Origin of the sequence: Hanamia caeni, from assembly GCF_003721595.1 — a bacterium.
GTDB lineage: Bacteria > Bacteroidota > Bacteroidia > Chitinophagales > Chitinophagaceae > Ginsengibacter > Ginsengibacter caeni.
Map to the genome: position 1 here is coordinate 11,099 of NZ_RJJR01000021.1, position 24,736 is coordinate 35,834.

The following is a 24,736-nucleotide window of genomic DNA, read 5'->3' on the forward strand; positions in this document are numbered from 1 at the left end:
TTCAGATAAATTAGAATATGTACTAAATTAATATTTTAACCCTCAGTGTTGTATCTCTTCTGAACCAATGGGCTCGGTTTGCGGAATAAAATCTCTCCCATCTTTTCCATAATCATAAGACCAGCGGTATACCTCCGGAATTTCGCTTGTCCAGTTTCCGTGAGGCGGATGAACTGGGGTGGTCCATTCCAAGGTGGTAGAGCCCCATGGATTTTTATTTTTTTCTGTAACTTTTCTTCCCTTATACATTGAATAGAAGAAATTGAATATAAATAAAAACTGTGTAGCAAACACGATGATAGCTACCACGCTGATAAATGCATTCAGGCCCTGGAACATTTTAAATGATTCCCAGCTACTAAAATCATAATAACGGCGAGGCATTCCTGCAAGTCCCTCATAATGCATCGGCCAAAATATTAAATATGCACCCGCTAATGTTACCCAGAAGTGAATGTAAGCAAGGGTATTATTCATAAACCTTCCAAACATTTTCGGGTACCAGTGATAAATTCCGGAAAACATTCCAAACATTGAAGCCACACCCATCACAAGATGGAAGTGAGCAATTACAAAGTAAGTATCATGCAGGTGAAGATCCAAGGCTGAATTTCCTAACCAAATACCTGTCAATCCACCGGAAATAAACAAGCTCACAAAACCAATTGCAAATAGCATCGCGGGTGTGAAATGAATATTCCCCTTCCACAACGTGGTAAGCCAGTTAAATACTTTAATAGAAGACGGCACCGCAATCAGCAATGTAAACAAGACAAAGAATGATCCAAGGAAAGGATTCATCCCTGACACAAACATGTGGTGGGCCCATACAAGGAACGATAATGATGCAATCGCGAAGAAAGATGCAACCATAGCCATATACCCGAAAATTGGCTTACGGGCATTAGTAGAAATCACTTCAGAAGTGATACCCATTGCAGGCAGGGCAATAATATAAACTTCAGGATGCCCCAGGAACCAGAACAGATGCTGGAATAATATCGGGCTTCCTCCTTCATTCGGTAAAATTTTTCCATTGATATAGATATCGCTCAGGTAAAAGCTTGTACCAAGATGGCGATCAAATAATAATAATACTACTGCAGATAATAATACAGGGAATGTTAATATACCCAGGATGGCAGTAAAAAGAAAAGACCAAATGGTAAGTGGAAGGCGGGTCATATACATCCCTTTTGTTCTCATATTAAGCACAGTGGTCACGTAATTTAAACCGCCCAACAGAGTGGAAATGATAAATAACGCAATACTAACCAACCAATAATCCATTCCCGCCTTAGAGCCATCCATCGCATCCCTAAGCGCACTTAAAGGAGGGTAGATCGTCCATCCGCCACTGGCCGGGCCTGTAGTCAAAAACAGGGAAGAAAACATTACGACAGAAGCCGCGAAGAAAAACCAGTAAGACAACATATTCAGGAACGGCGATGCCATATCCCTTGCCCCGATTTGCAATGGGATAAGGTAATTTGAAAAAGTTCCGCTCAATCCTGCAGTTAGTACAAAAAATACGAGAATGGTTCCATGCATTGTCACCAGGGCATAATAGAATTCAGTATCAAGTCTGCCGCCCTGCGCCCAATGGCCAAAGATGTCTTCCAGCCATGGAAAAGTTTGGTCAGGAAATCCAAGTTGCAGACGAAAAATAACCGAGAAAAATCCCCCAATAATCGCCCAGATAATTCCTGTTATCACAAATTGGTGGGAAATCATTTTGTGATCCTCGCTAAAGATATATTTAGTTATAAAGCTTTGCTTATGATGTCCATGTGAAGTGGGATGATCGGTTTCATGCAGCACAATTGGTTTTTCATGCAATACTCCTTCGTTTTCCATATTCAATATATTTTAAAGTTCCTCGCGGAAATTATAAATTTATTTCTGATCCTTGTTTTCTTCTAATGCCAATGTTTGCTCAGACCCGGATGAATTCATGGCTGCCATAGCGCTTCTGTATTCTGGCCTTTGCTTTATCATCCACGCATTGTATTCTTTTTGTGTTTCAACTATAATTATTCCTCTCATGCTGAAATGGCCTTTTCCACACAATTGGTCACATACAATCTCATATTCAAAATCAGGATTACCGGATTTCTTTTTCATTTCCGCTGTTGTGTATATGGGTGTAAACCATTCCGTGGTGGGCGTGCCCGGCACTGCATCCATCTTCAGACGAAAGGCAGGCAAACCCACGTCATGAATTACGTCCATCGAATTGATCACAAATTTTACAGGCCTGTTTACCACCACATGAACAGTGGTTGCTACATGAATATCGTCATGGCTTGCGGCATCAGACCAATCAACTCCAAGTGGATTCTTTTTAGCGGGATCAATTAGTTTATAATTTTTTCTACCCAGTATTCCATCTTTTCCGGGATACCTGAATTCCCATCCAAACTGATGTCCGGTTATTTCTACCACCTGGGAATTTTTGGGAGCATCGCCGGTAAACTTGAACCAGTATTTCAAACCAAATACAATGAGAATAGTTAGTGTTATGGTGGGAACACCCGTCCATATTATTTCCAGCTTATTGCTGTGTGTAAAATAAAGAGGCTTTCTTTTGTCTGATTCCTGGTATCTGTATGAAAACCAAAAGAGAAGAATCTGAGTGATAAAAAATACAACTCCGGTGATGATAATCGTAATCCACATCATATCATCAATACTCTTTCCCTGAGTAGATGCAGAGCCATAAGAAAATAAAGTTTTATCATAAAGAGCATCATTGCACCACCATACTCCAATTAGACCAAGAATTAAAAAAACCATCATCAAAAAGCCATTAATCTTATTATCCTGCTTCCTGGCTTTTTCCTCCCCTTTCAAAATGCTGACATACTCGCTGGCCTTTGAAATCTGAAAAACAACTATAAAAACAAGTATTACAATCGCTATTAAAAAAAATGTTTCCATGTTACTTTAATTTTCCTGATCCGTAAACCGGATATTTTTTACTTACACTTACCTGAGGAATATAAATTCTAAACTCTTATTTAATTTGTCTTTTAGTGAGATTTGATAAGCTTTTTAATTTTAATTTCAGATTGAACAAAGGTACAGCTAAGATTTATTCAACGATTGAAATATTAGGTTCCTTTCAAATTTTCTTTTTTTTAATCAGACAAAATGAATAATACTTTCTTTAATGAAAGGATTGTTTTTTGCTGTCATCGGAACTTTCGATGCGAACCGGCTTACACCCCACATTACAATCCCTACAAACCCAAGTGAAATACCGACTTCGTACCAGCTTAGATGCGGGTGCATCCTTACGGTTCCGGGCATTACCATCTGATAAAAATCTATCCAGTGTCCAACTATTATAAGAATACACATAAAAGTCACTATGAAATAATTTCTTTTGGTAGCCCTTTTCATAAAGATCAATATCGGCGCTACAAAATTCAAAATAAGGTTTAGATAAAACAATCCTTCATACGGGCCCTGTAACCGGATCTTGAAATAGATGGTTTCTTCAGGAATATTCCCATACCATTGAAGCATAAACTGGTCAAACCACAGGTAGGTCCAAAATATCGAAAAGGCAAACATATACTTCCCCAAATCCTGCAAGTGTTCTCTATTTACATAAGGAAGCTGTCCCCGGTTTTTAAAATAAATCACAAACAAAGTAAGCAACGCAATCCCGGCCACAAACTGGCTTCCGAAAGTATACCAGCTAAACATGGTACTATACCAATGAGTTTCGATACTCATTATCCACAACCAGGGAATTAGTGAGCCAAGTGTTACTACATAAAAAACAACATAGTAAGCAGAAATTCCTAGAGATTTTCTGTACCATTGTTTTGAAGTTTCATAATCCATAGTTCCTGCCTCATCGGCCTTTAAGCTGAGATCACGCAGCTTTTTACCCCAATAAGACCATAAAAAAATAGTTAGTAAAGAGTAGATTAGAAATACTGCAGGATTGAGAAATCCGCTTTTGCCTTTAACTATTACATCATGGGCAAGTACATCTTTATCAAGCCACATATAAATATCTCCCCGCCGGCCAAAAATAATACACAGGAAAATAACCATTGCAATTCCGCCCATAACAGGCACTACCGATGATAAAGCTTCTGTTACTCTGCGGAACGCTTCTTGCCAGCCGCTCATGGCCAACGTGTTTATCACTATAAAAAAAGTGGCAACATTCGTAAGAAACAACCAGAAAATGCTGTTCATCAACAATACTGACCAAAAGCGCGTGCTATTTAAGTTATGACCATCCGCTCCGGCAAGTGGATTTAAAAAAATGATACCGAGGATAAGAGCAAGCAAGCCGACTATCATTAATCCAGTTGACCACTTTTTGTATCCCGCCGGCGTTACATATTGATTGTCCATTAAAGAAGATATTTATTGAATTAAATAATTTTTTTTTCTAATAATTATTTTGCCGTTGAATCTGCCGGCGCCGCTTTTGTTGAATCTGCAGGTGCCGCTTCCGTAGTACCGCCAGACAATTCAGCCTGATGTTTCTTAATATACTGAATCACCATCCATCTCTGCTTTCTTGTTAATTGTGAAGCATAACTACCCATATTATTCTTTCCATAAGTTATAGAATGAAACATCGTTCCTTCAGGCATTTTCAGATAGGTAGATGTAGTAAGATTAGCTACTGCAGGCACCTTTCCTCCTGTGGCTAACGGGCCCTGCGCGTCCATTTTTTCACCATGACAAATTGCGCAATTGATATTGAAAAGGCGTGCAGCTTCTTTCATCGCATTAGAATCGAGCGGAGGTAAAGGATCTTTTATTTGTGCGCTCAACCGGTAGCCATTTGTATCGTCGGGCAATGGATAAGGAAATAAATCGCCCCTCCGGATAGTGCCTTCCACCGGGTAAGGAACGTAATTAATATTTTCTTTACCAAGATTATTTGGAGCATACGCCTCATAAGCGCGACTGTAAGCCATATCAGGCATATAGGTCAATCCTGGTTTACGCTTATTTCCACAACTACTCATAAACACAGCCGTTGCAATGATGACCACAAAAGTTGAAAGAATTCTTATTTTTTTCATATCTGAAATTCTTATTTCGAATTTTTATATTTCTAAATGTCAACAGTAAAACAACAAATAAGACTGATTTTTATTTTACTCTTCGAACGCCACTTCTTCTGTCCTGTATAATTTTTGTTCTTTATCATATCGCCCAAACCACCATCCTGCTTCAGCATCTTGTGTATTAACTTCTATTGCGCCGTTTTCTCTTAAAAAATTTTCAATCTCTGCCGGATTAGAATTTGGAGTACATTCAATCACCATAGTCATCAAATCATCGGTAGCTCTTAAGCTGAAATGATGTTTTTTTACTCCCGGCATCATCTGGCAAAGCCAGCAGAAAGTATATACCATTCCCACGGCAGACAATAACACGGTAAGCTCAAAGGCAATGGGTATAAAAGCAGGTAATGGAAAATGAGGCTTTCCGCCGATATCCAAGGGCCAGTCAACCGCAAAAATATATCCCATACCGCCGATTGCGATGGAGGTGCCTGTGATTCCAAAAATGAAACCCATTGTATGCAAACTCGTTTCTCTCAGGCCCATAGCTTTGTCCAACCCGTGAATAGGAAACGGAGTATAAACATCATGAATTTTATAGCCTGCTCTCCTCACGTTTTTTACCGCAGGAAATAAAACTTTTTCATCTTCAAAAGAACCAACAACAAATTTTTTAATCATAATTTCTTACCCTGCCCGGGCCGTTTAAAATTAATAATGCCTTTTCATTGTTAAGCCACCAATCAGTGGGCATGAGCCTCTACTTCTTCCTCATAGAATTTTTCAGCACTCATTGCTTCCATGCCAGACATTTTATCTTTATAGCTTTCGCCACTTAATTTCAAAATCGCTTTAATTTCTGCTACAGCTATTACAGGGAAGAATTTTGCAAAAAGAAAATAACAAACAAAAAATAACCCAAATGTGCCGAGGTAAAAACCGATTTCCCAGATAGAAGGGCTATAATAGGTAGTCCATGATGAAGGAAGATAATCTCTGTATATAGATGTAACAATAATTACAAAACGCTCAAACCACATCCCAACATTTACAAGGATTGCCAAAAAGAAGGTAAACAACACATTTCTTCTTAGTTTTCTTGACCAAAAAAGCTGTGGAGAAACCACGTTGCAAAACATCATTCCAAAATATGCCCAACCGTAGGGGCTAAAAATATTTACCCTGCTTTCGCGGAACGCCCACCACTCGTACGTGTTTTGGCTATACCATGCTACAAATAATTCTGATAAATAGGCGCACCCTACTATTGAGCCGGTAAGAACTATTACCTTGTTCATTGCTTCAATGTGGCCAATGGTGATATAATCTTCGAGGTGCAAAAGCTTACGGGTGATGATTAACAGGTTTTGCACCATTGCAAATCCTGAAAACACCGCACCTGCAACAAAGTAAGGCGGAAATATGGTAGTATGCCACCCGGGAATAACTGAGGTAGCGAAGTCAAAAGATACAATTGTATGAACAGACAATACCAGGGGAGTAGCCAAGCCGGCTAAAACCAATGCCAGGCTTTCCTGCCGCTGCCAGTGTTTGGTACTGCCTGTCCAGCCAAATGAAGCAAGGCCATAAAACATTTTCCTGAATTTGGTTTTTGCCCTGTCGCGTACTGTAGCTAAATCCGGCAGCAGGCCAGTATACCAAAATAATAATGAAACTGTAAAATAAGTTGATACCGCAAACACGTCCCATAAAAGCGCGGAATTAAAATTAGGCCAAACAGGGCCCCTTGAATTCGGATAAGGAAGTACAAAGAAACCCATCCATACTCTTCCCATGTGAAAAATAGGGAACTGCCCCGCACACATTACAGCAAATATAGTCATCGCTTCAGCGGCCCTGTTCACGCCAGTTCTCCATTTTTGGCCAAACAATAAAAGGATTGCAGAAATTAATGTGCCGGCATGGCCAATACCAATCCACCACACAAAGTTGGTAATATCCCATCCCCATCCTACGGTATGGTTTATATTCCATTGGCCTATACCATAATCAACCTCCCTGTACACAGAATAGATTCCAAATAGCAACAAAGCGGCAGCAATAGAAAGTCCTATCCACCAAAGGCGTGTGGGAGTGGTTTCTACAGGGCTTATAATATCTTCAGTTACCTGGTGATAATTTTTATCCCCATCGATTAATGGCTCCCGTAGTTGCGATTCATATTTTAATAATGACATACTATTTTATTAGCTTTTCCCCGTAGTTTCTAGCTACAGGCTTATTAAATATCGGTTTATACTTTTTCTTTTGTGCTTCCTACTTCTCTCGTAGTATTTCTTACCTGTGTGAGGTAATTGATATTAGGCAGTGTATGTAATTGTTCCAATACATAAAACTTCCTGTTTTTTTGCTGCTCAAACCTAAGCTTGGAAATCTTGCTTTCCGGATCATTAACATTACCAAATTCAATAGCATGAGTAGGACAAGCCTGCATACAAGCAGTTTTCGCTTCCTGGTCTTTTAATACCCTGTCTTCTTTTTTCGCATTCAATTTCGCTAACTGTAAGCGCTGGATACAGAAGGTGCATTTTTCCATAACTCCGCGTGAACGGACAGTAACATCCGGATTCAAAACCATCCGTGTCAAATCATCCTGGAGGTTCATGGTAGCATCCGAAATAATACCTACCTGGTTATCAGGAAAACTATCCGACCCGTTCCAGTCTGCCCAGTTAAACCGCCGGACTTTATAAGGGCAGTTGTTAGCGCAGTATTTCGTACCAATGCAACGGTTATAAATCATTTGATTTAATCCTTCGCTGCTATGGTTGGTGGCAGAAACCGGGCAAACGTTTTCGCAAGGCGCGTTATCGCATTGCTGGCAAAGCATAGGTTGAAAAACTACATCAGGTTTCTTGGGATCTCCTGTGTAGTACCGGTCAATCCTTATCCATTGCATGTCCTGGAACCTGGCAACATCATGTTTACCTACGGTGGAAATATTATTTTCTGCCACGCATGCAATTGTACAGGCGCCGCAACCAATGCAAGTATTCAAATCAATACTCATACCCCACTTTATTCCAGGCCGGTCAAATGTTGGATACAGAGTAGCATCCCTTGTAAAGCTGGTTCCATATTGTGCTAGTTCCTCTTCTTCCTCTTTATTTAGCTCCCCGGGGTTAGCTATAAAGTGACTAAGTGTGGCTTCTCTGACTACTGGCCGGCCTTCTGTAAGGCTATGAGTTTGCGTTGTAGCAATTTTGTATTTTTTATCTGTCTTTTCAATTTGAGCGGGAGCATCATACAGAATATTAGCTCCGTTAAATACAACAAACGGATATACATTTTTGCCTGCTCCTACTGCAGCGGGCCCGATATATTCAGCAGTTTTGGATGCATCGTTGCTTTCACGGCCATATCCTACAGCTACGGCTACTACATCCGGATGCATACCGGGTGTGATCATCGCAGCAAGTTCCACAGTTTTTCCATTTGAAGTTAATTTCAAAACAGGCTTATCAGGATGCACCTCATATTTGTCCGATTCTCTCGGGTTAAATAAATCAATATCAAAAAGCTTTTTGCCTAACTCAGGAGATATCATCGCGTAGTTGTCCCAAGTAGCTTTCGACATAGGATCGCTCGCTTCCTGCAACCAGGCGTTGCCGGCCCTGCTACCATTTCCCATGGATATTTTTTGATACAAAACCATCTCTATTTCGCCGCCCTTAATAGCGCCGATTTTTGCAGCAGCATCGGCTACACTTCCTGAAGCAGGTGTTGAAGACGCAGTTGTATTTGCCTGGCCGGATGAAGCACTATTTGCAGGTGCAGAAGCGCTGGCAATCGAAGTTGAAGAATCGCTTTTGGCCTGTTGTTGCAAGGCAGCAGGGGCAACATTCCCTATTGAATCAGCGGCGCCAACCGCAGCTAATGCAGTCGCAATGCCTGAGGTAAGATTGGATGGATTAACAATTATCGGCTCAGTTTTCAGTTTAGAATTTTCCATAATTCCATCCTGAATGAAAGTCTCATATTTATCAAGCCCACCAAGTTTTTGCATCCAGTATGCCCTGAAATAGCCCTCATAATTATCGCCGTTTCCATTCAGCTTAAGAAGAGTAGCTTCAAATTGCCTGGTTTTAAACAACGGATGAATCAAGGGTTGAATAGAACTGATAAACCCGGTTTGCTGTTCAGAATCTCCCCAGCTTTCTAACCAATGATGAGAAGGAACTACATATTTACATAGTTCTGTAGTTTCATCCATTTTTTCGCTGCAGGAAAGAGTAAACGGACATTTTTTTACTCCATCAGCAAATTTCTTTGCATCGAAATAACTATAAACCGGGTTAGCACCGTACACAATTAAAGCTCCTACATTTCCTGCACTCAAATCCTGTGTAAGAGCCACCATATCGGCGTCAATACCTTGGCGGTAGTTTGTTTTTGTATTCCAGTCAATTGTAGACCCATTAGCACCAATTGCCTGGTTAATGGCATTCACAATAATCTGAATATTTTTATCATTGCTTCCACATACTACTAAAGACGCTCCTTTGTTGGCCATTAATTCTGCCGCAGTTTTTTTAACTGCAGTAGCTAATTCTCCCTGCAAAGATGCGGTAGTTCCTCCTCCTACGGCGCCCAAAAGAGCCAATGCAATAGCGCCGGTTTCAGAAGGCTTATGTAAATATCTTTCATCAGCATTTGCGCCGGTCATACTATAATAACCTTCAAACTGGATATGCCTGCTCATGGACGGCTTTGATTCGTCTATCCGCCTCCCGACTGCATATTGGTTAGAAAATACTACCGGGCTAATCCAGTTTCCAAGAAAATCAGCATCGAGGCTTACAATTACCTTTGCCTTATCAAAATGGTATGCAGGCAAATATTTTTTTCCGTAAGATGCCTGGTTGGCTTCAATCATTCCGCTACATGATACGGCGTCGTATTGCACATGGCGGCTTCCAGCAGGGCATTTTGCCAGGAAATCATTTATAATCTGTTTGCCCGTAACCGAAGTATAGGAAGTCGTCAATACCACAACAGGCTTTGCTGTATTGGAAGCTAAGCCACTGGCTATCATTTTGTCTATCGCTTCAAAAGTAGCTTCCTTCTTATTTATCATCGGATAGCGGAGCCTTGTAGTGTCATATAAATCAAGAACAGAAGCCTGAACCTGTCCGGAGGTACCACCTTCTGTTAAGGTAGAAAGTGCATTTCCTTCTATTTTTATTGGCCGGCCTTCTGTTTGCTTTACTACTACCGGAACAGAATCACCATCACTTAAATAAGTAGACGCATAATAATTTGGGATACCTGCGATTACATCATCAGGCTTATGAAGAAATGGAATACTTTTGCGAACCGGCATCTCACAACTTGCTGCAATGGCTGCTGCTGCAGTGCTAAAGCCCATGTATTTCAGAAAATCTCTTCTGGGAGTTTTAGCATTCAATAGATTCTCATCTGCTAATTCCTCAAAAGGAAGTTCCTTAGAGAATTCATCTTTTAATGCTTTTTTATTGGCCTCGGTTTGGTTTAGCTCTCCAAAATTTTGCCAGTACTTTTTTTCACTCATATTTATTCCATCCGCCTGGCGGATTATTAGCTTAAATCAAAAGATCTAAGAAATGAACAATATTGTTTGTATTTATTTTAGTCAAGCCTTTTTACGTGACAAGGAATATTTTAATAATGGCATTTTCCGCATTCAGTACCACCAATCATCTGCACAGTCACGCTGTCATATTTTTTGTCTTTAATGTCCTGGTGAAATTTTTGATAAATGCTGTAAAATTTGTTGCCATTGCCTTTGTTGTCGTCAAACTGAACATTGGTAGTTCTATGACAGTTTACACACCAGCCCATACTTAAATCAGTAAATTGTTTTACCTGTACCATGTTTTGAATTTCTCCATGACAGGTCTGACAAGCGATTTGCCCTACTTTTACGTGTTGTGAGTGGTTGAAATAAACAAAGTCCGGAAGATTATGAATCTGAACCCATTCTATAGGTTTTCCGGGCTTGTCGTATTTTTTTGTATCAGGATTCCATCCTGCGTATTTGTATAATTTTTGGATTTCACCATTGGCATCCACAGTGGTTCCATCATCACGAATGATTGGTGCACCTGTATATTCTTTTACAGACATGTGGCAATTCATACAAACGTTTACTGCCGGGATGGTTGCATGCTTGCTATCCTGTGCACCGCCGTGGCAATACAAACAACTTATCTGGTTAACACCCGCATGCACCTGGTGAACAAAATAAACCGGTTGATCGGGTTGATAACCTTGTTGTCTTCCTAAGCCCATAGCGCCATCTACCAAAAAGTAACCAGCTACTAAAAACAAAACGATAGTCAGTAATAACAAGTAAGTTTTATTTCTATAGAAAGGAACATTAGGAGGAGATTTTAATCCATCCTTTTCATCGGTAAGCTTTTTAAGATTACTGTTTACCTGTAATAGAACCAATCCAACTACTGCTAATATTAAAGTAAGCAATCCATATAATACGGTATTGCTGGAGGAACCTGTGGTTTTTACACTGCTGACGGCTCCCGGTGCGCCTGTTGATGGTTCGCTTCCGGGTTCTTTAAAGTTATCCGCATAATCGAGGATAGCGTCAATATCAGCATTGGATAAGTCCGGAAATGAAGTCATTACCACGCCGCCCATCTGATCCTTAAGCTTTTTAGCGTAAGGGTCTGTCATTGCCATTGAAGAAGCATTTCTAATCCATTCGTAGTGCCATCCTTTAGAAGGTTCTCTCTCGCGGGCGCCTTTCAACGCGGGTCCTACATATTGTTTATCTGGTTTGTGGCAGCTTGCGCAGTTAGCTTTAAATAAAGCCTCTCCATTTGAAGATTGAGCGTACAAGAAATCCGGGGAGGAAATTAAAGTTAGAAAAATGAATACTGCGAATGTTTTAGTAAAAAGCCTTTTAACTTCTTTCATACTCTTTTTTACCTATCTTAATTATGGAATAATAACATTGTTGCGGCAAAAGTAACGAAGCATGTTGAGATAATCTTAACATTTTTAAATTTTTTTTTTCTTAATTAGTAATTTTTTTCCAATAAAAAAATGTATATAACGTGTATGTTTTCATAACAATAAGCTGAAGCAAACCACAGGCACAGAGCCGGTTTACGAGAAAAGAAAAACAAGATTATTTATAATAATCAAAGACCTTTTTAATTCAATAATTTCGCCACGCAAAATTCTTACAATTGTAAGCGGACTGAAAATTTTGAATCGAAACAGCAATATGAAACAGGCGTAATTAATCTGTATTCTGGCCCGCTGTTTTTAATTCAAACTGAATCGTTTGATTATTTTTAATAACCCTTCATAAAAAATGATTGAAAAAAATCTAATCGTTTTTGCATCCGGCGCCGGAAGCAATGCACAGCAGATAATAAATTATTTTAGAAACAAAAAAGACATCAAGGTGGCGCTGATTGTTTGCAATAATCCTAAGGCGGGTGTTTTAGAAATTGCAGCAAACGAACAAATTCCGGTAATGTTGATTAATAAAGAGAAATTTCTAAGTGATGACTTCCCCGATGAAATGGATACTTATCACCCGGCTTTAATTGTGCTGGCAGGTTTTTTATGGAAAATACCGGAACGCATGGTTCAGAAATTTACCGGGAAAATAGTCAATCTGCATCCGGCATTGCTGCCTGCTTATGGGGGAAAGGGAATGTACGGAGCCAATGTGCATAACGCGGTGATAAATGCAAAGGAAAAAGAAAGCGGTATAACCATTCATTTTGTAGATGAAAAATATGACCATGGACAAATCATTTTACAGGCCCGGTGCTCTTTAGACGAAAATGAAACAGCAGAAACACTTGGCAAAAAAATCCATAAACTGGAGCATACCTATTTCCCTAAGGCCATTGAACAAATCCTTCATGATATTTACCCGGAATAAATTCATCAGAATTAAAATTTGAGCTATTTCTTCATTTACTATTCCTGATAAAAATTATTCCCGTAATCGTCAAATTCAGATTAAAAAGTTTTTTTCGCTTCAGCCAATTTATTTACCAAAAGATTCAGTCACAAAATTCTGGCACGCCTTTTATAAAATAAATTTGAAATAAAACTTTATTATTATGCTTAGATGGGCCATTATTTTTGTTGTAATTGCTATTATAGCAGCCATTTTAGGTTTTGGCGGAGTAGCTGCCGGCGCTGCCGCAATTGCAAAAGTTTTCTTTTGGATTTTTCTCGTCTTGTTTATTCTGACACTGATTTTTGGTGGAAGAGTGTTCAAATAATATTTACGGAACCGCCGATTAAAGTCCAAATTCAATGTAGATCCTGAAGGTAAAAATTTCAGGATCTTTTTAATTTTATGCGCACCCCTTAATTAACGTTTGAAACAAAATGTAGAATTGTTTACTCAGTAGATATTTAGCTCGCTCATTCTTCATGCTTTGCAGTTAAAAAAATCTGCGGAACAAATATTATATTTAAACAGATTACAGACCGGAATATTTTACCAAAACATCAAAAAATAGAATACAGTCAAGCTATTAATTTCAGCGATTTTATTTTTAGAACTGAAAAAAATTTGCCAGACAGGTTTCTATTCCATTATCTTTATTCCTTCGTATTGCTATTGATTACCCCAATTTTAAGGTAGATGTTAACTGGCTTATTTTAAACCGAAAACTAAAATGGAAGAAACACTTATGCCACAAAGGCTATATTCCCTCGATGCCTTACGTGGCTTTGATATGTTCTGGATTATGGGAGCTGATGCAATTATGGAAAACATGAGCAAGGCGACAGGCTCCCCATTTTGGCAAACTTTAGCTGAACAATTTACCCATCCGCAATGGAATGGATTTCATTTTTATGATCTAATTTTTCCTCTTTTTCTTTTTATAGCAGGCGTGGCTACTCCTTACTCGGTAGGGCGGGCGATGGAAAAAGGTAAAACCAAACAGCAGGTTTTATGGCGGGTGGTGAAAAGAGGATCGATACTGGTGCTCCTCGGAATCATTTACAACAACGGTCTTGCCATTAAACCTCTTTCAGAAATACGGTTCGCCAGTGTTCTTGGAAGAATCGGATTAGCGTATATGTTTGCGAACATTATCTATATCTATTCAAACTATCGCTCGCAAATTATCTGGTTCGTTGGTATTTTAATCGGTTACTGGCTCATGTTTAAATTCACTTCCGCGCCTGGATTTCCGCATGGCGACCTTACGATGGAAGGAAATTTTGCGTCATACGTTGATCGTCTTTTTTTACCCGGAAGGCTTTATGAAAAAATTCATGATCCGGAAGGAATTATGTCAACCATACCGGCCATTGCTACCGGCTTGCTCGGAATCTTAGCCGGACAGTTATTAAAGAACGGTCCTTATTCCCAAAAGAAAAAAGCCGGCCTGTTGGCTGCGGGCGGAGTCATTTGTATCATAATTGCTGTCATTTGGAACTACGATTTTCCCATCAATAAAAATTTATGGACAAGCTCTTTTGTTCTGAATGTAGGCGGGATCAGTCTTTTGTTGCTTTCGCTGTTTTATTATATCATTGATATTCTCGGCTACAAAAGATGGGCTTTTTTCTTTAAAGTGATTGGCATGAATTCTATTCTTATCTATATGTCGGGCAGGTTTCTCAACTGGAATTACAGCACAAATGCATTTTTTGGCTGGCTTGGCCAGCTTACCGGCGATCCTTATAACGCAGTCGTGTTGGCCATTTGCCTGGTCATGTTGAAATGGCTGTTTCTTTACTTTATGTATAGAAAGAAAATATTCCTGAGAGTATAGCAATCAACTTCTTACATTTGAAACAAATCTTATAACATCTTCGAAGAAGCTGTGACGCCCGCTATTCCTGCACTTGACGAAAAAATTCAAAGGCCTGGTTTGGAGATTTCAAACTATATCCCCAAAAGATTATGGTTGCAACAGTAAAGCAATTTATATTTACGATTTAAATTTCAATCGGTTTATTTATTTATAAAGTTTAAAATTTTTACGATTATGCCTAACAACATTTCTTTCACCGATTCACTTGAAAAAATTCCCGTTGAGATTTTTAAGACTCCAAAGGAAGGCTCCCGCTATGTGGCAGAGCAAATCTCAGTTTTGATTAAAGAAAAAAATTCGCAGGGGAAAAAAGCGGTAATAGGCCTGGCCACCGGTTCCACTCCCAAATCATTATACGCTGAACTGGTGCGGATGCACAACGAAGAAGGACTGAGCTTTAAAGATGTAATCACTTTCAACCTGGATCAATATTACCCTATGGAAGCCGATGCGCTAAATAGCTACCATTATTTTATGCGTAAATATTTGTTTGAACAAACCGATATTGATCCTAAAAACTATTTTCTCCCTAATGGCATGATACCAAAAGATAAAATCAAGGAACATTGCGCAGATTATGAAAGAAAGATTGAAGAAGCCGGTGGGATTGATTTACAGATATTAGGCATTGGCATTAACGGGCATATCGGCTTTAATGAGCCTGGCTCGCCGATGTATTCCAAAACGCGATTGATTTCTTTGGACAATTCCACCAGAATGGCCAATTCGCAGGAATTTGGCAATATTTCAGAAGTGCCGCGCATGGCAATCACAATGGGTATAAGTACCATTATGAAATCAAAAAAAATCATTTTGATGGCCTGGGGCAAAACCAAAGCGCCGGTTATACAAAAAGCGGTGGAAGGAAATCCGACGGAAGAAATTCCCGCGTCTCTCTTGCAGCATCATGATGATTGTTCTTTTGTATTGGATGAATTTGCAGCTTCGGATTTAACGAGATTCAAATCCCCATGGCTGACGGGCGAATGCGAATGGACACCAAAAATTACAAGGAAAGCCGTGGTGAATATGGCTTTGCAATTGAATAAACCTGTATTAAGTCTTACCGATCATGATTATAACGAATCCGGCCTAAGCGATTTGCTGGTGGAAAAAGGAAACGCTTACGATATTAATCTGGAAGTGTATTATATGCTTCGCGATTCAATAACCGGCTGGCCGGGTGGAAAACCTAACGCCGTAATTCCAAAACATCCTGAACGAAGCGAGCCATATCCCAAAAAAGTAATCATTTTTTCGCCCCATCCTGATGATGACATTATTAGTATGGGCGGAACGTTTATGCGGCTGCACGACCAGGGCCATGACGTGAATGTGGCTTACCAGACAAGCGGTAACATTGCAGTTACTGATGAATTTGTAACGCGGTTTCTTGATTTTGCCGTAGGCTTCGAAAAAATCTTTCATATTGACGATACGATTAGCAAAAAAGTTTTTGAAACTTCTTCCAAATTCTTAAAAGATAAAAAATCTACGGAACAGGATAGCCCGGAAATAAGGGAAATAAAAGGTTTGATACGCCGCTGCGAAGCGCGCGCCACCTGTAAATATGTGGGCCTTACTGATGACCAGATTCACTTTATGAACCTGCCTTTTTATGAAACCGGCACCATTGAAAAAAAGCCAATGGGCAAAGAAGATGTAGATATAACGGTGGAGCTTATGCGAAAAATAAAGCCTCAGCAAATATTTGCAGCAGGCGACCTTGCCGACCCCCACGGTACCCATAAAGTTTGCCTCGATATTATTTTAGCCGCTCTTAACAGAATCAAGAGTGAGCCTGACAATGAATGGCTAAATGATTGCTACGTCTGGCTATATAAAGGCGCCTGGGAAGAATGGGATATCAGCGAAATTGAAATGGCAGTTCCCATGAGCCCCGAGCAGGTAAGAAAAAAGCGCTATGGAATATTTATTCACCAATCGCAAAAGGATTCAGTGCCGTTCCAGGGAAGTGACGAGCGCGAATTCTGGCAGAGAGCAGAAGAAAGAAATGCCAACACCGCAAACCTATTTGCCCAACTGGGCCTCACCAAATATGCAGCTATAGAAGCGTTTGTCAGGTTGAAGTCGGCTTTAGAAGAAAATGATCTATAGTGAACCAACTTAAAAGAGAGATTCCTGTTTTATTCTTTTATTCTTGTTAAGCTTACTGTGATTTCTGCTATATAGAAAATAAACAGCCAGACCGATTACAAGCCAGATTAAAAACCGTAGCCAGTTGGTAAAGCCTAATTCAGTCATTAAATAAAAACAACTGGCAAGGCCAAGAACAGGGATAAGCGAAAGTTTTTTTACAAATGAGGCAATCGCTATTGCGGCAGAAAGAATAACAAATAAAAAGAAAGGCAGCTTATCTTTAAAAACTTCCCATTCTTGGCTAAAATCAAACAGGCCAACAAAATTTTTCCAGAAAAAAATGACGCCAAGCACAAACAACACAGGAACAATAAATTGTGAATTTATATAAGGTATTTTAAATTTTGGCGGGGCTTCGCCTTCTTCTCTTTTTGGCAATAAAAGTACGCCGCCACACACAAGCACAAAAGCAAAAAGAGTTCCGATGCTGGTCAAATCGGTCACTTCCGTAAGATTTAAAAACAGTGCCGGAATCGCTACAAAAAGGCCCGTGACTATCGTGGCAAACGAAGGCGTTTTATATTTTGGATGAATGCGGCTGAAAGCCTTTGGTAACAATCCATCGCGGCTCATACTCATCCATATTCTCGGTTGCCCCATCTGGAAGACAAGCAAAACGCTTGCTGTAGCAATTACGGCGCTGAAAGAAATGATATAACTAATCTGGTTAAGCCCGATTCTTTTAAAAACAAAAGCCAGTGGATCGCCTACCTGCAATTCTTTATATGAAACCATCCCCGTTAATACCAAAGCAATGGCAATATAAAGCACCGTGCAAATAATCAAAGAATAAATCATTCCTCTTGGTAAATCCCTTTGCGGATTTTCACACTCTTCTGCCGTAGTTGAAATCGCATCAAAACCTATGTAGGCAAAGAAAACGGCAGACACTCCCTTCATCATTCCTCCAAATCCGTTTGGCAAAAAAGGGCTCCAGTTAGCAGGCGCCACATAAAAACATCCAATCGCAATCACTGCCAGCAAAATGATAATTTTAAATCCAACCATTAAATTGGTGGCTCTGCGTGTTTCTCTTATCCCTCTAAAGACAAGCCATGTAATAAAAAAAACGATGCCCAATGCAGGTACATCAGCTATCAGCTTTAAGCTTCCCAAATGAGGCGCATTGGTCCAGGCTAAGTATCCATCCCTGATATTTGAAGGAAGAGATTCCAGGGCTCCACCATTGGCCAGCAACGCAGTCGCTTCTTTAAAACCCCTTGAGGCGCTTAAATAATCTGTGGTTAAAAAATGTGGGATATGAATATGCAGGCCTTCCAGCAGGTTTACAAAATATTCACTCCACGAAATGGCCACGGCAATATTTCCAATGGCATATTCCATCAATAAATCCCAACCAATTATCCAGGCAATCAATTCGCCAAATGAGGCATAGGCGTATGTGTAGGCGCTGCCACTAACTGGGATACGAGATGCAAATTCAGCATAGCACAATGCTGAAAAGCCGCAACAAACTGCTGTCAATATAAATAAAATAGAAACGCCGGGCCCTCCATGAAAGGAAGCGTTTCCGATGGTAGAAAATATGCCGGCGCCCACCACAGCAGCGATCCCCATTGCTGTAAGATCCTTCACCCTCAACACTTTTTTTAACCCTGAAGCTGAATGCGTAGCATCTGAAAGCCCTGATTGCGCATCAGCCAAAATGGATGTAATACTTTTTTTACGAAAAAGAGGATGAGGCATAACTGGTAAATCTATAAAAATTAAAGAGTATCCATGAATAGTTTCATGGCCGGTAAGATAATAATACAAATTGAAAAATTATTTATAATGAAAAATTTTTCAGCCTGGCCATTCACAATCGCTAAAAAAATCAGCTTATTTATCCATTTACTATGAAACAACAAGTGAAAGCCTTGATCTATGTTAATAGTATTTCTTGATTTAGAATATTGGCAAGGGGCTTGCATGCCTCTAACTTTGCATTATAAAACAACAACGAAAGGATTCAGCATTGAAAATTAAATTTAAAAAAACCTAAAACATATAATCATGGCAACAACAACGAAGTGGGAAATTGACCCCGCACACAGTGAAATTTCCTTTAAAGTAAAACATCTGATGATAATAAATGTAAAAGGACAATTTACCGAATACAACGCGGACATTGTAACTACAGATGACGACTTTTCCAGCGCAGAAATTGATTTTTGGATGAATCCGAATTCATTAAAAACCAATGACGAAAAAAGAGACGCACATTTGAGAAGCGCCGACTTCTTTGATGTGGAACATCATAAAGAAATTACTTTTCGTTCTGATACGATTGAAAAAAAAGGAGATGACGAATATGAACTTTGGGGCAACCTTACCATCAAAGGAATTACAAAGAAAATTAAGCTCGATGTGGAATATAGCGGAATTCAAAAAGACCCATGGGGCAATGAAGTTGCCGGAGTAAGCATCACAGGTAAAATCAACAGGAAAGATTGGGATTTAAACTGGAACGCCGCACTGGAAAGTGGCGGAGTGTTGGTAGGCGATATGGTAACAATAGCTTGTGACGTTGAGCTAAAAAAATCTGCGGCATAAGGCGGCTTGCAAAAGGCCGGGAATGATAACACCCTAATTACGAAGCTTTAGCAGGATAAAAATTTCCTGCTAAGGCTTTTTCATTTTAAATAAAAATTATTTCTCTTAATTCCTGATTAAAAAAATGTCTTTCAATTTAATAATGGTAAATGTGTATTTTTGGCGCATTCTTAAAAAAAGAAACAATTCATAAGGTAATTTTTTAAACTTGGAAAGCAAAGTAACAAAAATAGGTGTGTTAACCTCCGGAGGCGACGCACCTGGAATGAACGCCGCTATCAGAGCCGTAGTCCGCACGGGTATTTACCACAATCTGGAAGTATATGGCATCATGCGGGGATATATGGGAATGATTGACAACGATATTTTTAAGATGGAAAGCAAGACGGTGGCCAACATTATCCAAAGAGGCGGCACCATTTTAAAAACGGCACGATGCAAAGAATTTTATACGATTGAAGGAAGAAAGAAAGCTTATGAAAATTTAAAAGAGTTCGGCATCGACGGGCTGGTAGTAATCGGGGGAGATGGGTCATTCAGGGGAGCGCAAATTTTTAGTCATGAATTTGATATTCCCTGCATCGGGCTTCCGGGCACAATAGATAAAGACATCGCCGGCACCGATTTTACGATTGGCTTTGACACGGCGGTTAATACTGCAGTTGATGCGATAGATAAGGTAAGAGACACGGCCGATGCGCATGACAGGCTTTTTATAATAGAAGTGATGGGTCGCGATTCAGGATATATAGCCCTTCATAGTGGCGTGGCTACCGGTGCTGAAAATATTTTAATTCCTGAGCGGAAAACGGATGTTGAGAGTGTTGTAAAGGCGCTCGAGGAGAAGCATGGCAGAAAAAAGCTGGTAAATATTATTGTAGTAGCCGAAGGCGAATCTTTCGGAGCTGTCGAGCTTGCAAAAGTGATCACCGAAAGAATTCCTGACCAGGAAGTAAGAGTTACCATCCTTGGCCACATTCAGCGCGGAGGATCACCTACCTGTTTCGACAGGCTTATCGCCAGCCGCATGGGCTATGCAGCGGTGGAGTGCCTCATTGCCGGAAAGTTTAATGTATTTGTTGGCATTTTAAATAATAAAATGCATTATATTCCGCTGGATCAGGCAATCAAACAAAAACAAAAAATAAGTGAAGACTGGATGAAAATTGTGAAAATTCTATCCAGCTAAAAATATAAAACATTGTTGTTACTCAAATAAGAAAGTATAGTTAAACGAACCTGCCTACCGGCAGGCAGGCTTCTTCTAAAGATTCTTATTCCATTATAACAATCGTTTCAAGTTGCATAAATCAAGACTTAATCACACAAACCCGGCCCTAAAATCAGAATTCAATGTCAAAAAATCTCAGTAAATATCTTTATAATCAAATGGACAAAAAAGCAGGATTTGATCATACTATCAAACGTACTAAAATAGTGGCGACCGTTGGCCCCGCTTGCGATAATTATGATGCAATGGTTGAGCTGGTAAAAGCAGGAGTGAATGTTTTTCGCCTTAATTTTTCGCACGGAAACCACGAAGACAAAGAAAGAATTATAAAAATTATCAGAAAGATAAATGATACACTTCCTTTTAATATAGCGATCCTTGCAGATTTACAGGGGCCCAAATTAAGAGTGGGTGAAATCGAAAATAATGCGCTGGAAGTGGTGCCCGGCGATAAGCTCACATTCACCAATGTAAAATGCATTGGCAATAAGGAACACATCTACGTAAGCTATCCTGATTTGTATAAAGATGTAATTCCCGGTAATCTTATCATGATTGATGACGGCAAACTGGAAGTGGTGGTTACGAATATTTTACCTAATAACAATGTGGAAGTTACTGTAGTGATGGGAGGCACACTTTCTTCTAAAAAAGGAATTAATCTGCCTGATACAAAAATTTCATTGCCTGCGCTTACCGAAAAAGATTTACAAGACCTTGAATTTATAATCGGACAGGACGTTGATTGGATAGCGCTTTCCTTTGTGCGCGAGGTTAAAGACATTACGGAGCTGAAAGATATTTTGAAGAAAAGAAAAAGCACTGCTAAAGTGATAGCCAAGATTGAAAAGCCTGAAGCCATCACAAATATCCGCGGTATCATTGTAGAAAGTGATGGCATAATGATTGCCCGCGGCGACTTAGGCGTAGAACTGCCGATTGAAAAAGTTCCCTTGATTCAAAAAGAAATCATCAGGAAATGTATGCACCGCGCCAAGCCCGTAATTGTTGCTACTCAAATGATGGAAAGCATGATGGAAAGAATCAAGCCTAACAGGAGCGAAATAACAGATGTGGCCAACGCGGTATTGGAAGGGGCAGATGCCTTGATGCTGAGCGGAGAAACCGCAACTGGCAATCATCCAACACTGGTGATAGAAACGATGAGTAAAATAATAACAGAGATAGAAAAAACTGCCTACGACTACAACCGTGATGATATTCTTGCTCCTCAGCCGCATTCCCCGTCGCTGCTGAGCGATGCCATCTGTTACAGCGCCTGCAAGCTGGCCCAGGATGTATCGGCTGAAGCGCTTATCGGAATGACCCAAAGCGGCTACACAGGATTTATGCTCAGCAGCTACCGGCCAAAATCACTTTTATATATTTTCAGCAAAGAAAAAAGCCTTATCAACCAGCTAAGCCTAAGTTGGGGCGTGCGCGCATTTTTTTATGACGAAGAAGAAAGCCTTGATCATATTTTTAGCGACCAGTTAAAAATTTTAAAAGAAAGAGGCTTTTTAAAAGCAGGCGATATTGTTGTAAACACAGGAAGCACGCCTGTTTCGCTGCATCTCCCTACAAACGTTCTTAAGATTACAAAAGTTTCTGAATAAAAGATAGAAGGCTACTTCAAAGAGATCAGATCTAAAAAACGGTATAATACAGTTATCGCCAGTGCGCAAATATTATAGCCGCAATAATATCTCCAAGAACATTATACAAACCATTTATGAGTTATAAGCCAAAAGGCCACTTCTCATACCTGAATGAAATATGCATCGCCGTAGCCGCAAAGCAAATACCTGTAATTAACCCTAATTTCAACCCAACTTTCCATCCGCCAATATCTAACCTGTGCACGATGAGTAAAAGAATAAATAATGCAAATTCCTGTTTCATTCATGCTACTGCGTTTCTGAATTAGATGCTCAGTTCGTTGTCGTTAATCTATTCACTGAAATATTTTTAATAAAGAATAAATTGTTTCTGACCTCTGTTTCTTAATATTTTTGAAAGCGCTTAAATAAAAAAAATGAAATTTAAATTATTGGTCTTGCTTTGCATCACTGCGCTATTTGCACGGGCACAGAAAAACAACAGAAGCACCTTTGTAAAAGAAAATTACAGTAAGATTGATACAACCATAACCATGCGCGATGGAATTAAATTATATACAATCATTTATATTCCAAGAGATCAGTCGCAGAAATATCCATTTCTCATTGAGCGAACTCCCTATTCAGTTTCGCCTTACGGTAAAAATAATTATGCAGTAAGAATCGGCCCTAATGAAGCGTTGATGCGTGAAAAATATATTTTCGTTTACCAGGATGTGCGTGGCCGCTATATGAGCGAAGGCCGTAATAAAGAAGTAACGCCCTACATTCCAAATAAAAAAAGTGATAAAGATGTGGATGAAAGCAGCGACACCTACGATACGATGGATTGGCTTTTGAAAAATATAAAAAACAATAATGGTCGCGCAGGTTTGTACGGAATTTCTTATCCTGGATTTTATGCCACGGCGAGCTTGCCCGGTGCGCATCCTTCTATCAAAGCGGTAAGCCCGCAGGCGCCGGTAACGGATGAATTTATTGGTGATGACGCAAATCATAACGGAGCATTTTTCCTGATGGATAATTTTGACTTTATGAATTATTTTGGAAAAGAAAGAAACGGGCCCGTTGAAGATTATGGCTCTTCAATGTTTGATGCCTCCCGAAAGGATGCTTACAAGTTTTTCTTACATCTTGGCCCTATAAAAAATACGCAATCTGAAAAATATTTTAATCACAGGAGCTATATATGGAATGAATATTTAGCACATAATACTTATGATGATTACTGGCAAAAAAGAAACATAAGGCAATATTTAAAAAATATAAAAATTCCTACACTTGTTGTTGGCGGCTGGTTTGACGCTGAAGATTTATTTGGTTCGCTTCACACTTACGAGGCCATAGAAAAACAAAGCCCGGAAAATAATAATTATTTAATGATGGGGCCCTGGACGCACGGCGCGTGGGCAAGAAACGAATGGAGCAAATTCGGGAGTTATGATTTTGGAAGTAATACCAGTCAATATTTCCAGGACAGTTTACAAACAAAATTCTTCAATTATTTTTTAAAAGATGAAGGTTCATGGGACGCATCGGAAGCCACCGTATTTGAAACCGGAACTAATAGATGGCGGCATTTTAAACAATGGCCGCCGGAAAATATTTCGCAAGTGAGTTATTATCTCAGTCAAAATAAAAAACTATCTGCTCAAAAAAATAACAACAAAAACAGTTTTGATGAATATATAAACGACCCGGCAAACCCGGTTCCTTACACTGCAAAAATCCAGGCACGAAGGAACAATGAATACATGGTGGAAGACCAGCGTTTTACCGCTTCAAGAAACGACGTTTTGGTTTATGAAAGTCCGGCTTTACCTGCAGATGTCACCATCGCGGGAGACATTCTCGCAGATTTATTTACAAGCATTTCAACCACTGATGCAGACTTTATTGTAAAATTAATTGACGTGGTTCCACCAGAAGAAATATATGAAAAAGAAGGAGTGGATTATAGCCTTAGCAGTTACTTTCAGCGGCTGGTTCGGGCGGAAGTTATGCGTGGAAAGTTCAGGAATGATTATGTTCACCCACAACCATTTATTCCCGGGGAAATTACTGAAGTGAAAATTCACCTTAATGATATCTGCCATACTTTTAAGAAAGGCCACAAAATAATGGTACAAGTGCAAAGCAGTTGGTTTCCTTTGGTTGATATGAATCCTCAAAAATTTATGCGCATTCCTGCTGCCAATGAAAATGATTTTCAAAAATCAACTATTCGTATTTATCATGATGCAGATCATCCCTCACGAATTGTGCTGCCTGTGTTACAATAGCATCAATTTTTAATGG

General features: G+C 39.6%; 18 protein-coding genes. 8 read left to right on the forward strand and 10 right to left on the reverse strand.

Translation table 11 applies throughout. The annotated features are described in order from the left end of the window. Positions 1 to 42: 42 nt before the first annotated feature. The 8 genes from EFY79_RS19210 to EFY79_RS19245 all read right to left on the reverse strand — a co-directional run bounded on the left by EFY79_RS19210 (position 43) and on the right by EFY79_RS19245 (position 11,984). Entirely contained in the window at positions 43 to 1,857 is a 1,815-nt protein-coding gene (locus EFY79_RS19210; RefSeq protein ID WP_123122372.1) for a cytochrome c oxidase subunit I, read from the reverse strand. Positions 1,858 to 1,896: 39 nt separating this feature from the next. Beyond that, positions 1,897 to 2,940 (reverse strand): cytochrome c oxidase subunit II, encoded by a 1,044-nt coding sequence (locus EFY79_RS19215; RefSeq protein WP_123122373.1) that lies wholly within the window; start codon positions 2,938 to 2,940, stop codon positions 1,897 to 1,899. A 204-nt stretch (positions 2,941 to 3,144) separates the two neighbouring features. After that, on the reverse strand, positions 3,145 to 4,380 hold the full coding sequence (locus EFY79_RS19220) for a quinol:cytochrome C oxidoreductase (protein ID WP_123122374.1): 1,236 nt from the start codon (positions 4,378 to 4,380) through the stop codon (positions 3,145 to 3,147). A 44-nt stretch (positions 4,381 to 4,424) separates the two neighbouring features. Continuing rightward, on the reverse strand, positions 4,425 to 5,063 hold the full coding sequence (locus EFY79_RS19225; protein ID WP_123122375.1) for a c-type cytochrome: 639 nt from the start codon (positions 5,061 to 5,063) through the stop codon (positions 4,425 to 4,427). Positions 5,064 to 5,138: 75 nt separating this feature from the next. Next, a complete protein-coding gene (locus tag EFY79_RS19230) occupies positions 5,139 to 5,729 on the reverse strand; it encodes a DUF3341 domain-containing protein (protein WP_233578059.1) in 591 nt (196 codons plus the stop codon). Positions 5,730 to 5,791: 62 nt separating this feature from the next. Then, positions 5,792 to 7,246: an NrfD/PsrC family molybdoenzyme membrane anchor subunit gene (nrfD, locus tag EFY79_RS19235; RefSeq protein WP_123122377.1), complete on the reverse strand. Its 1,455-nt coding sequence runs from the start codon at positions 7,244 to 7,246 to the stop codon at positions 5,792 to 5,794. A 56-nt stretch (positions 7,247 to 7,302) separates the two neighbouring features. Then, positions 7,303 to 10,599: a TAT-variant-translocated molybdopterin oxidoreductase gene (locus EFY79_RS19240; RefSeq protein ID WP_123122378.1), complete on the reverse strand. Its 3,297-nt coding sequence runs from the start codon at positions 10,597 to 10,599 to the stop codon at positions 7,303 to 7,305. Positions 10,600 to 10,709: 110 nt separating this feature from the next. Continuing rightward, positions 10,710 to 11,984 carry a c-type cytochrome gene (locus EFY79_RS19245; protein ID WP_123122379.1) on the reverse strand — a complete coding sequence of 425 codons (1,275 nt, stop codon included), beginning with the start codon at positions 11,982 to 11,984 and terminating at the stop codon, positions 10,710 to 10,712. Positions 11,985 to 12,387: 403 nt separating this feature from the next. Between EFY79_RS19245 and purN the strand changes: the two genes are divergently transcribed. From purN to nagB, 4 genes are all read left to right on the forward strand, one after another. Then, positions 12,388 to 12,969 (forward strand): phosphoribosylglycinamide formyltransferase, encoded by a 582-nt coding sequence (gene purN / locus EFY79_RS19250; protein ID WP_123122380.1) that lies wholly within the window; start codon positions 12,388 to 12,390, stop codon positions 12,967 to 12,969. Between the two features lie 184 nt (positions 12,970 to 13,153). After that, the gene (locus EFY79_RS19255) at positions 13,154 to 13,318 is read left to right on the forward strand and encodes a DUF1328 family protein (protein WP_123122381.1); all 165 of its coding nucleotides are present in this window, start codon (positions 13,154 to 13,156) and stop codon (positions 13,316 to 13,318) included. A gap of 402 nt (positions 13,319 to 13,720) precedes the next feature. After that, on the forward strand, positions 13,721 to 14,830 hold the full coding sequence (locus EFY79_RS19260) for an acyltransferase family protein (protein WP_123122382.1): 1,110 nt from the start codon (positions 13,721 to 13,723) through the stop codon (positions 14,828 to 14,830). A gap of 216 nt (positions 14,831 to 15,046) precedes the next feature. Next, positions 15,047 to 16,990: a glucosamine-6-phosphate deaminase gene (gene nagB, locus EFY79_RS19265; RefSeq protein WP_123122383.1), complete on the forward strand. Its 1,944-nt coding sequence runs from the start codon at positions 15,047 to 15,049 to the stop codon at positions 16,988 to 16,990. A gap of 9 nt (positions 16,991 to 16,999) precedes the next feature. Here nagB and EFY79_RS19270 read toward each other — a convergent pair whose 3' ends face one another. After that, the gene (locus tag EFY79_RS19270; RefSeq protein WP_233578060.1) at positions 17,000 to 18,808 is read right to left on the reverse strand and encodes an APC family permease; all 1,809 of its coding nucleotides are present in this window, start codon (positions 18,806 to 18,808) and stop codon (positions 17,000 to 17,002) included. A gap of 240 nt (positions 18,809 to 19,048) precedes the next feature. On the opposite strand from EFY79_RS19270, the gene EFY79_RS19280 reads away from it, so the two are divergent. From EFY79_RS19280 to pyk, 3 genes are all read left to right on the forward strand, one after another. Beyond that, complete coding sequence (locus EFY79_RS19280; protein ID WP_123122386.1) at positions 19,049 to 19,588, forward strand: YceI family protein; 540 nt, start codon at positions 19,049 to 19,051, stop codon at positions 19,586 to 19,588. Positions 19,589 to 19,796: 208 nt separating this feature from the next. Further along, positions 19,797 to 20,777 carry a 6-phosphofructokinase gene (gene pfkA / locus EFY79_RS19285; protein WP_123122387.1) on the forward strand — a complete coding sequence of 327 codons (981 nt, stop codon included), beginning with the start codon at positions 19,797 to 19,799 and terminating at the stop codon, positions 20,775 to 20,777. Between the two features lie 164 nt (positions 20,778 to 20,941). Then, on the forward strand, positions 20,942 to 22,435 hold the full coding sequence (gene pyk, locus EFY79_RS19290) for a pyruvate kinase (protein WP_123122388.1): 1,494 nt from the start codon (positions 20,942 to 20,944) through the stop codon (positions 22,433 to 22,435). Positions 22,436 to 22,556: 121 nt separating this feature from the next. Here the strand turns inward: pyk and EFY79_RS21505 are convergent, their stop codons facing one another. Further along, positions 22,557 to 22,721 carry a hypothetical protein gene (locus EFY79_RS21505; protein WP_158605257.1) on the reverse strand — a complete coding sequence of 55 codons (165 nt, stop codon included), beginning with the start codon at positions 22,719 to 22,721 and terminating at the stop codon, positions 22,557 to 22,559. Between the two features lie 133 nt (positions 22,722 to 22,854). On the opposite strand from EFY79_RS21505, the gene EFY79_RS19295 reads away from it, so the two are divergent. Continuing rightward, the gene (locus tag EFY79_RS19295; protein WP_123122389.1) at positions 22,855 to 24,720 is read left to right on the forward strand and encodes a CocE/NonD family hydrolase; all 1,866 of its coding nucleotides are present in this window, start codon (positions 22,855 to 22,857) and stop codon (positions 24,718 to 24,720) included. Positions 24,721 to 24,736 lie beyond the last annotated feature (16 nt).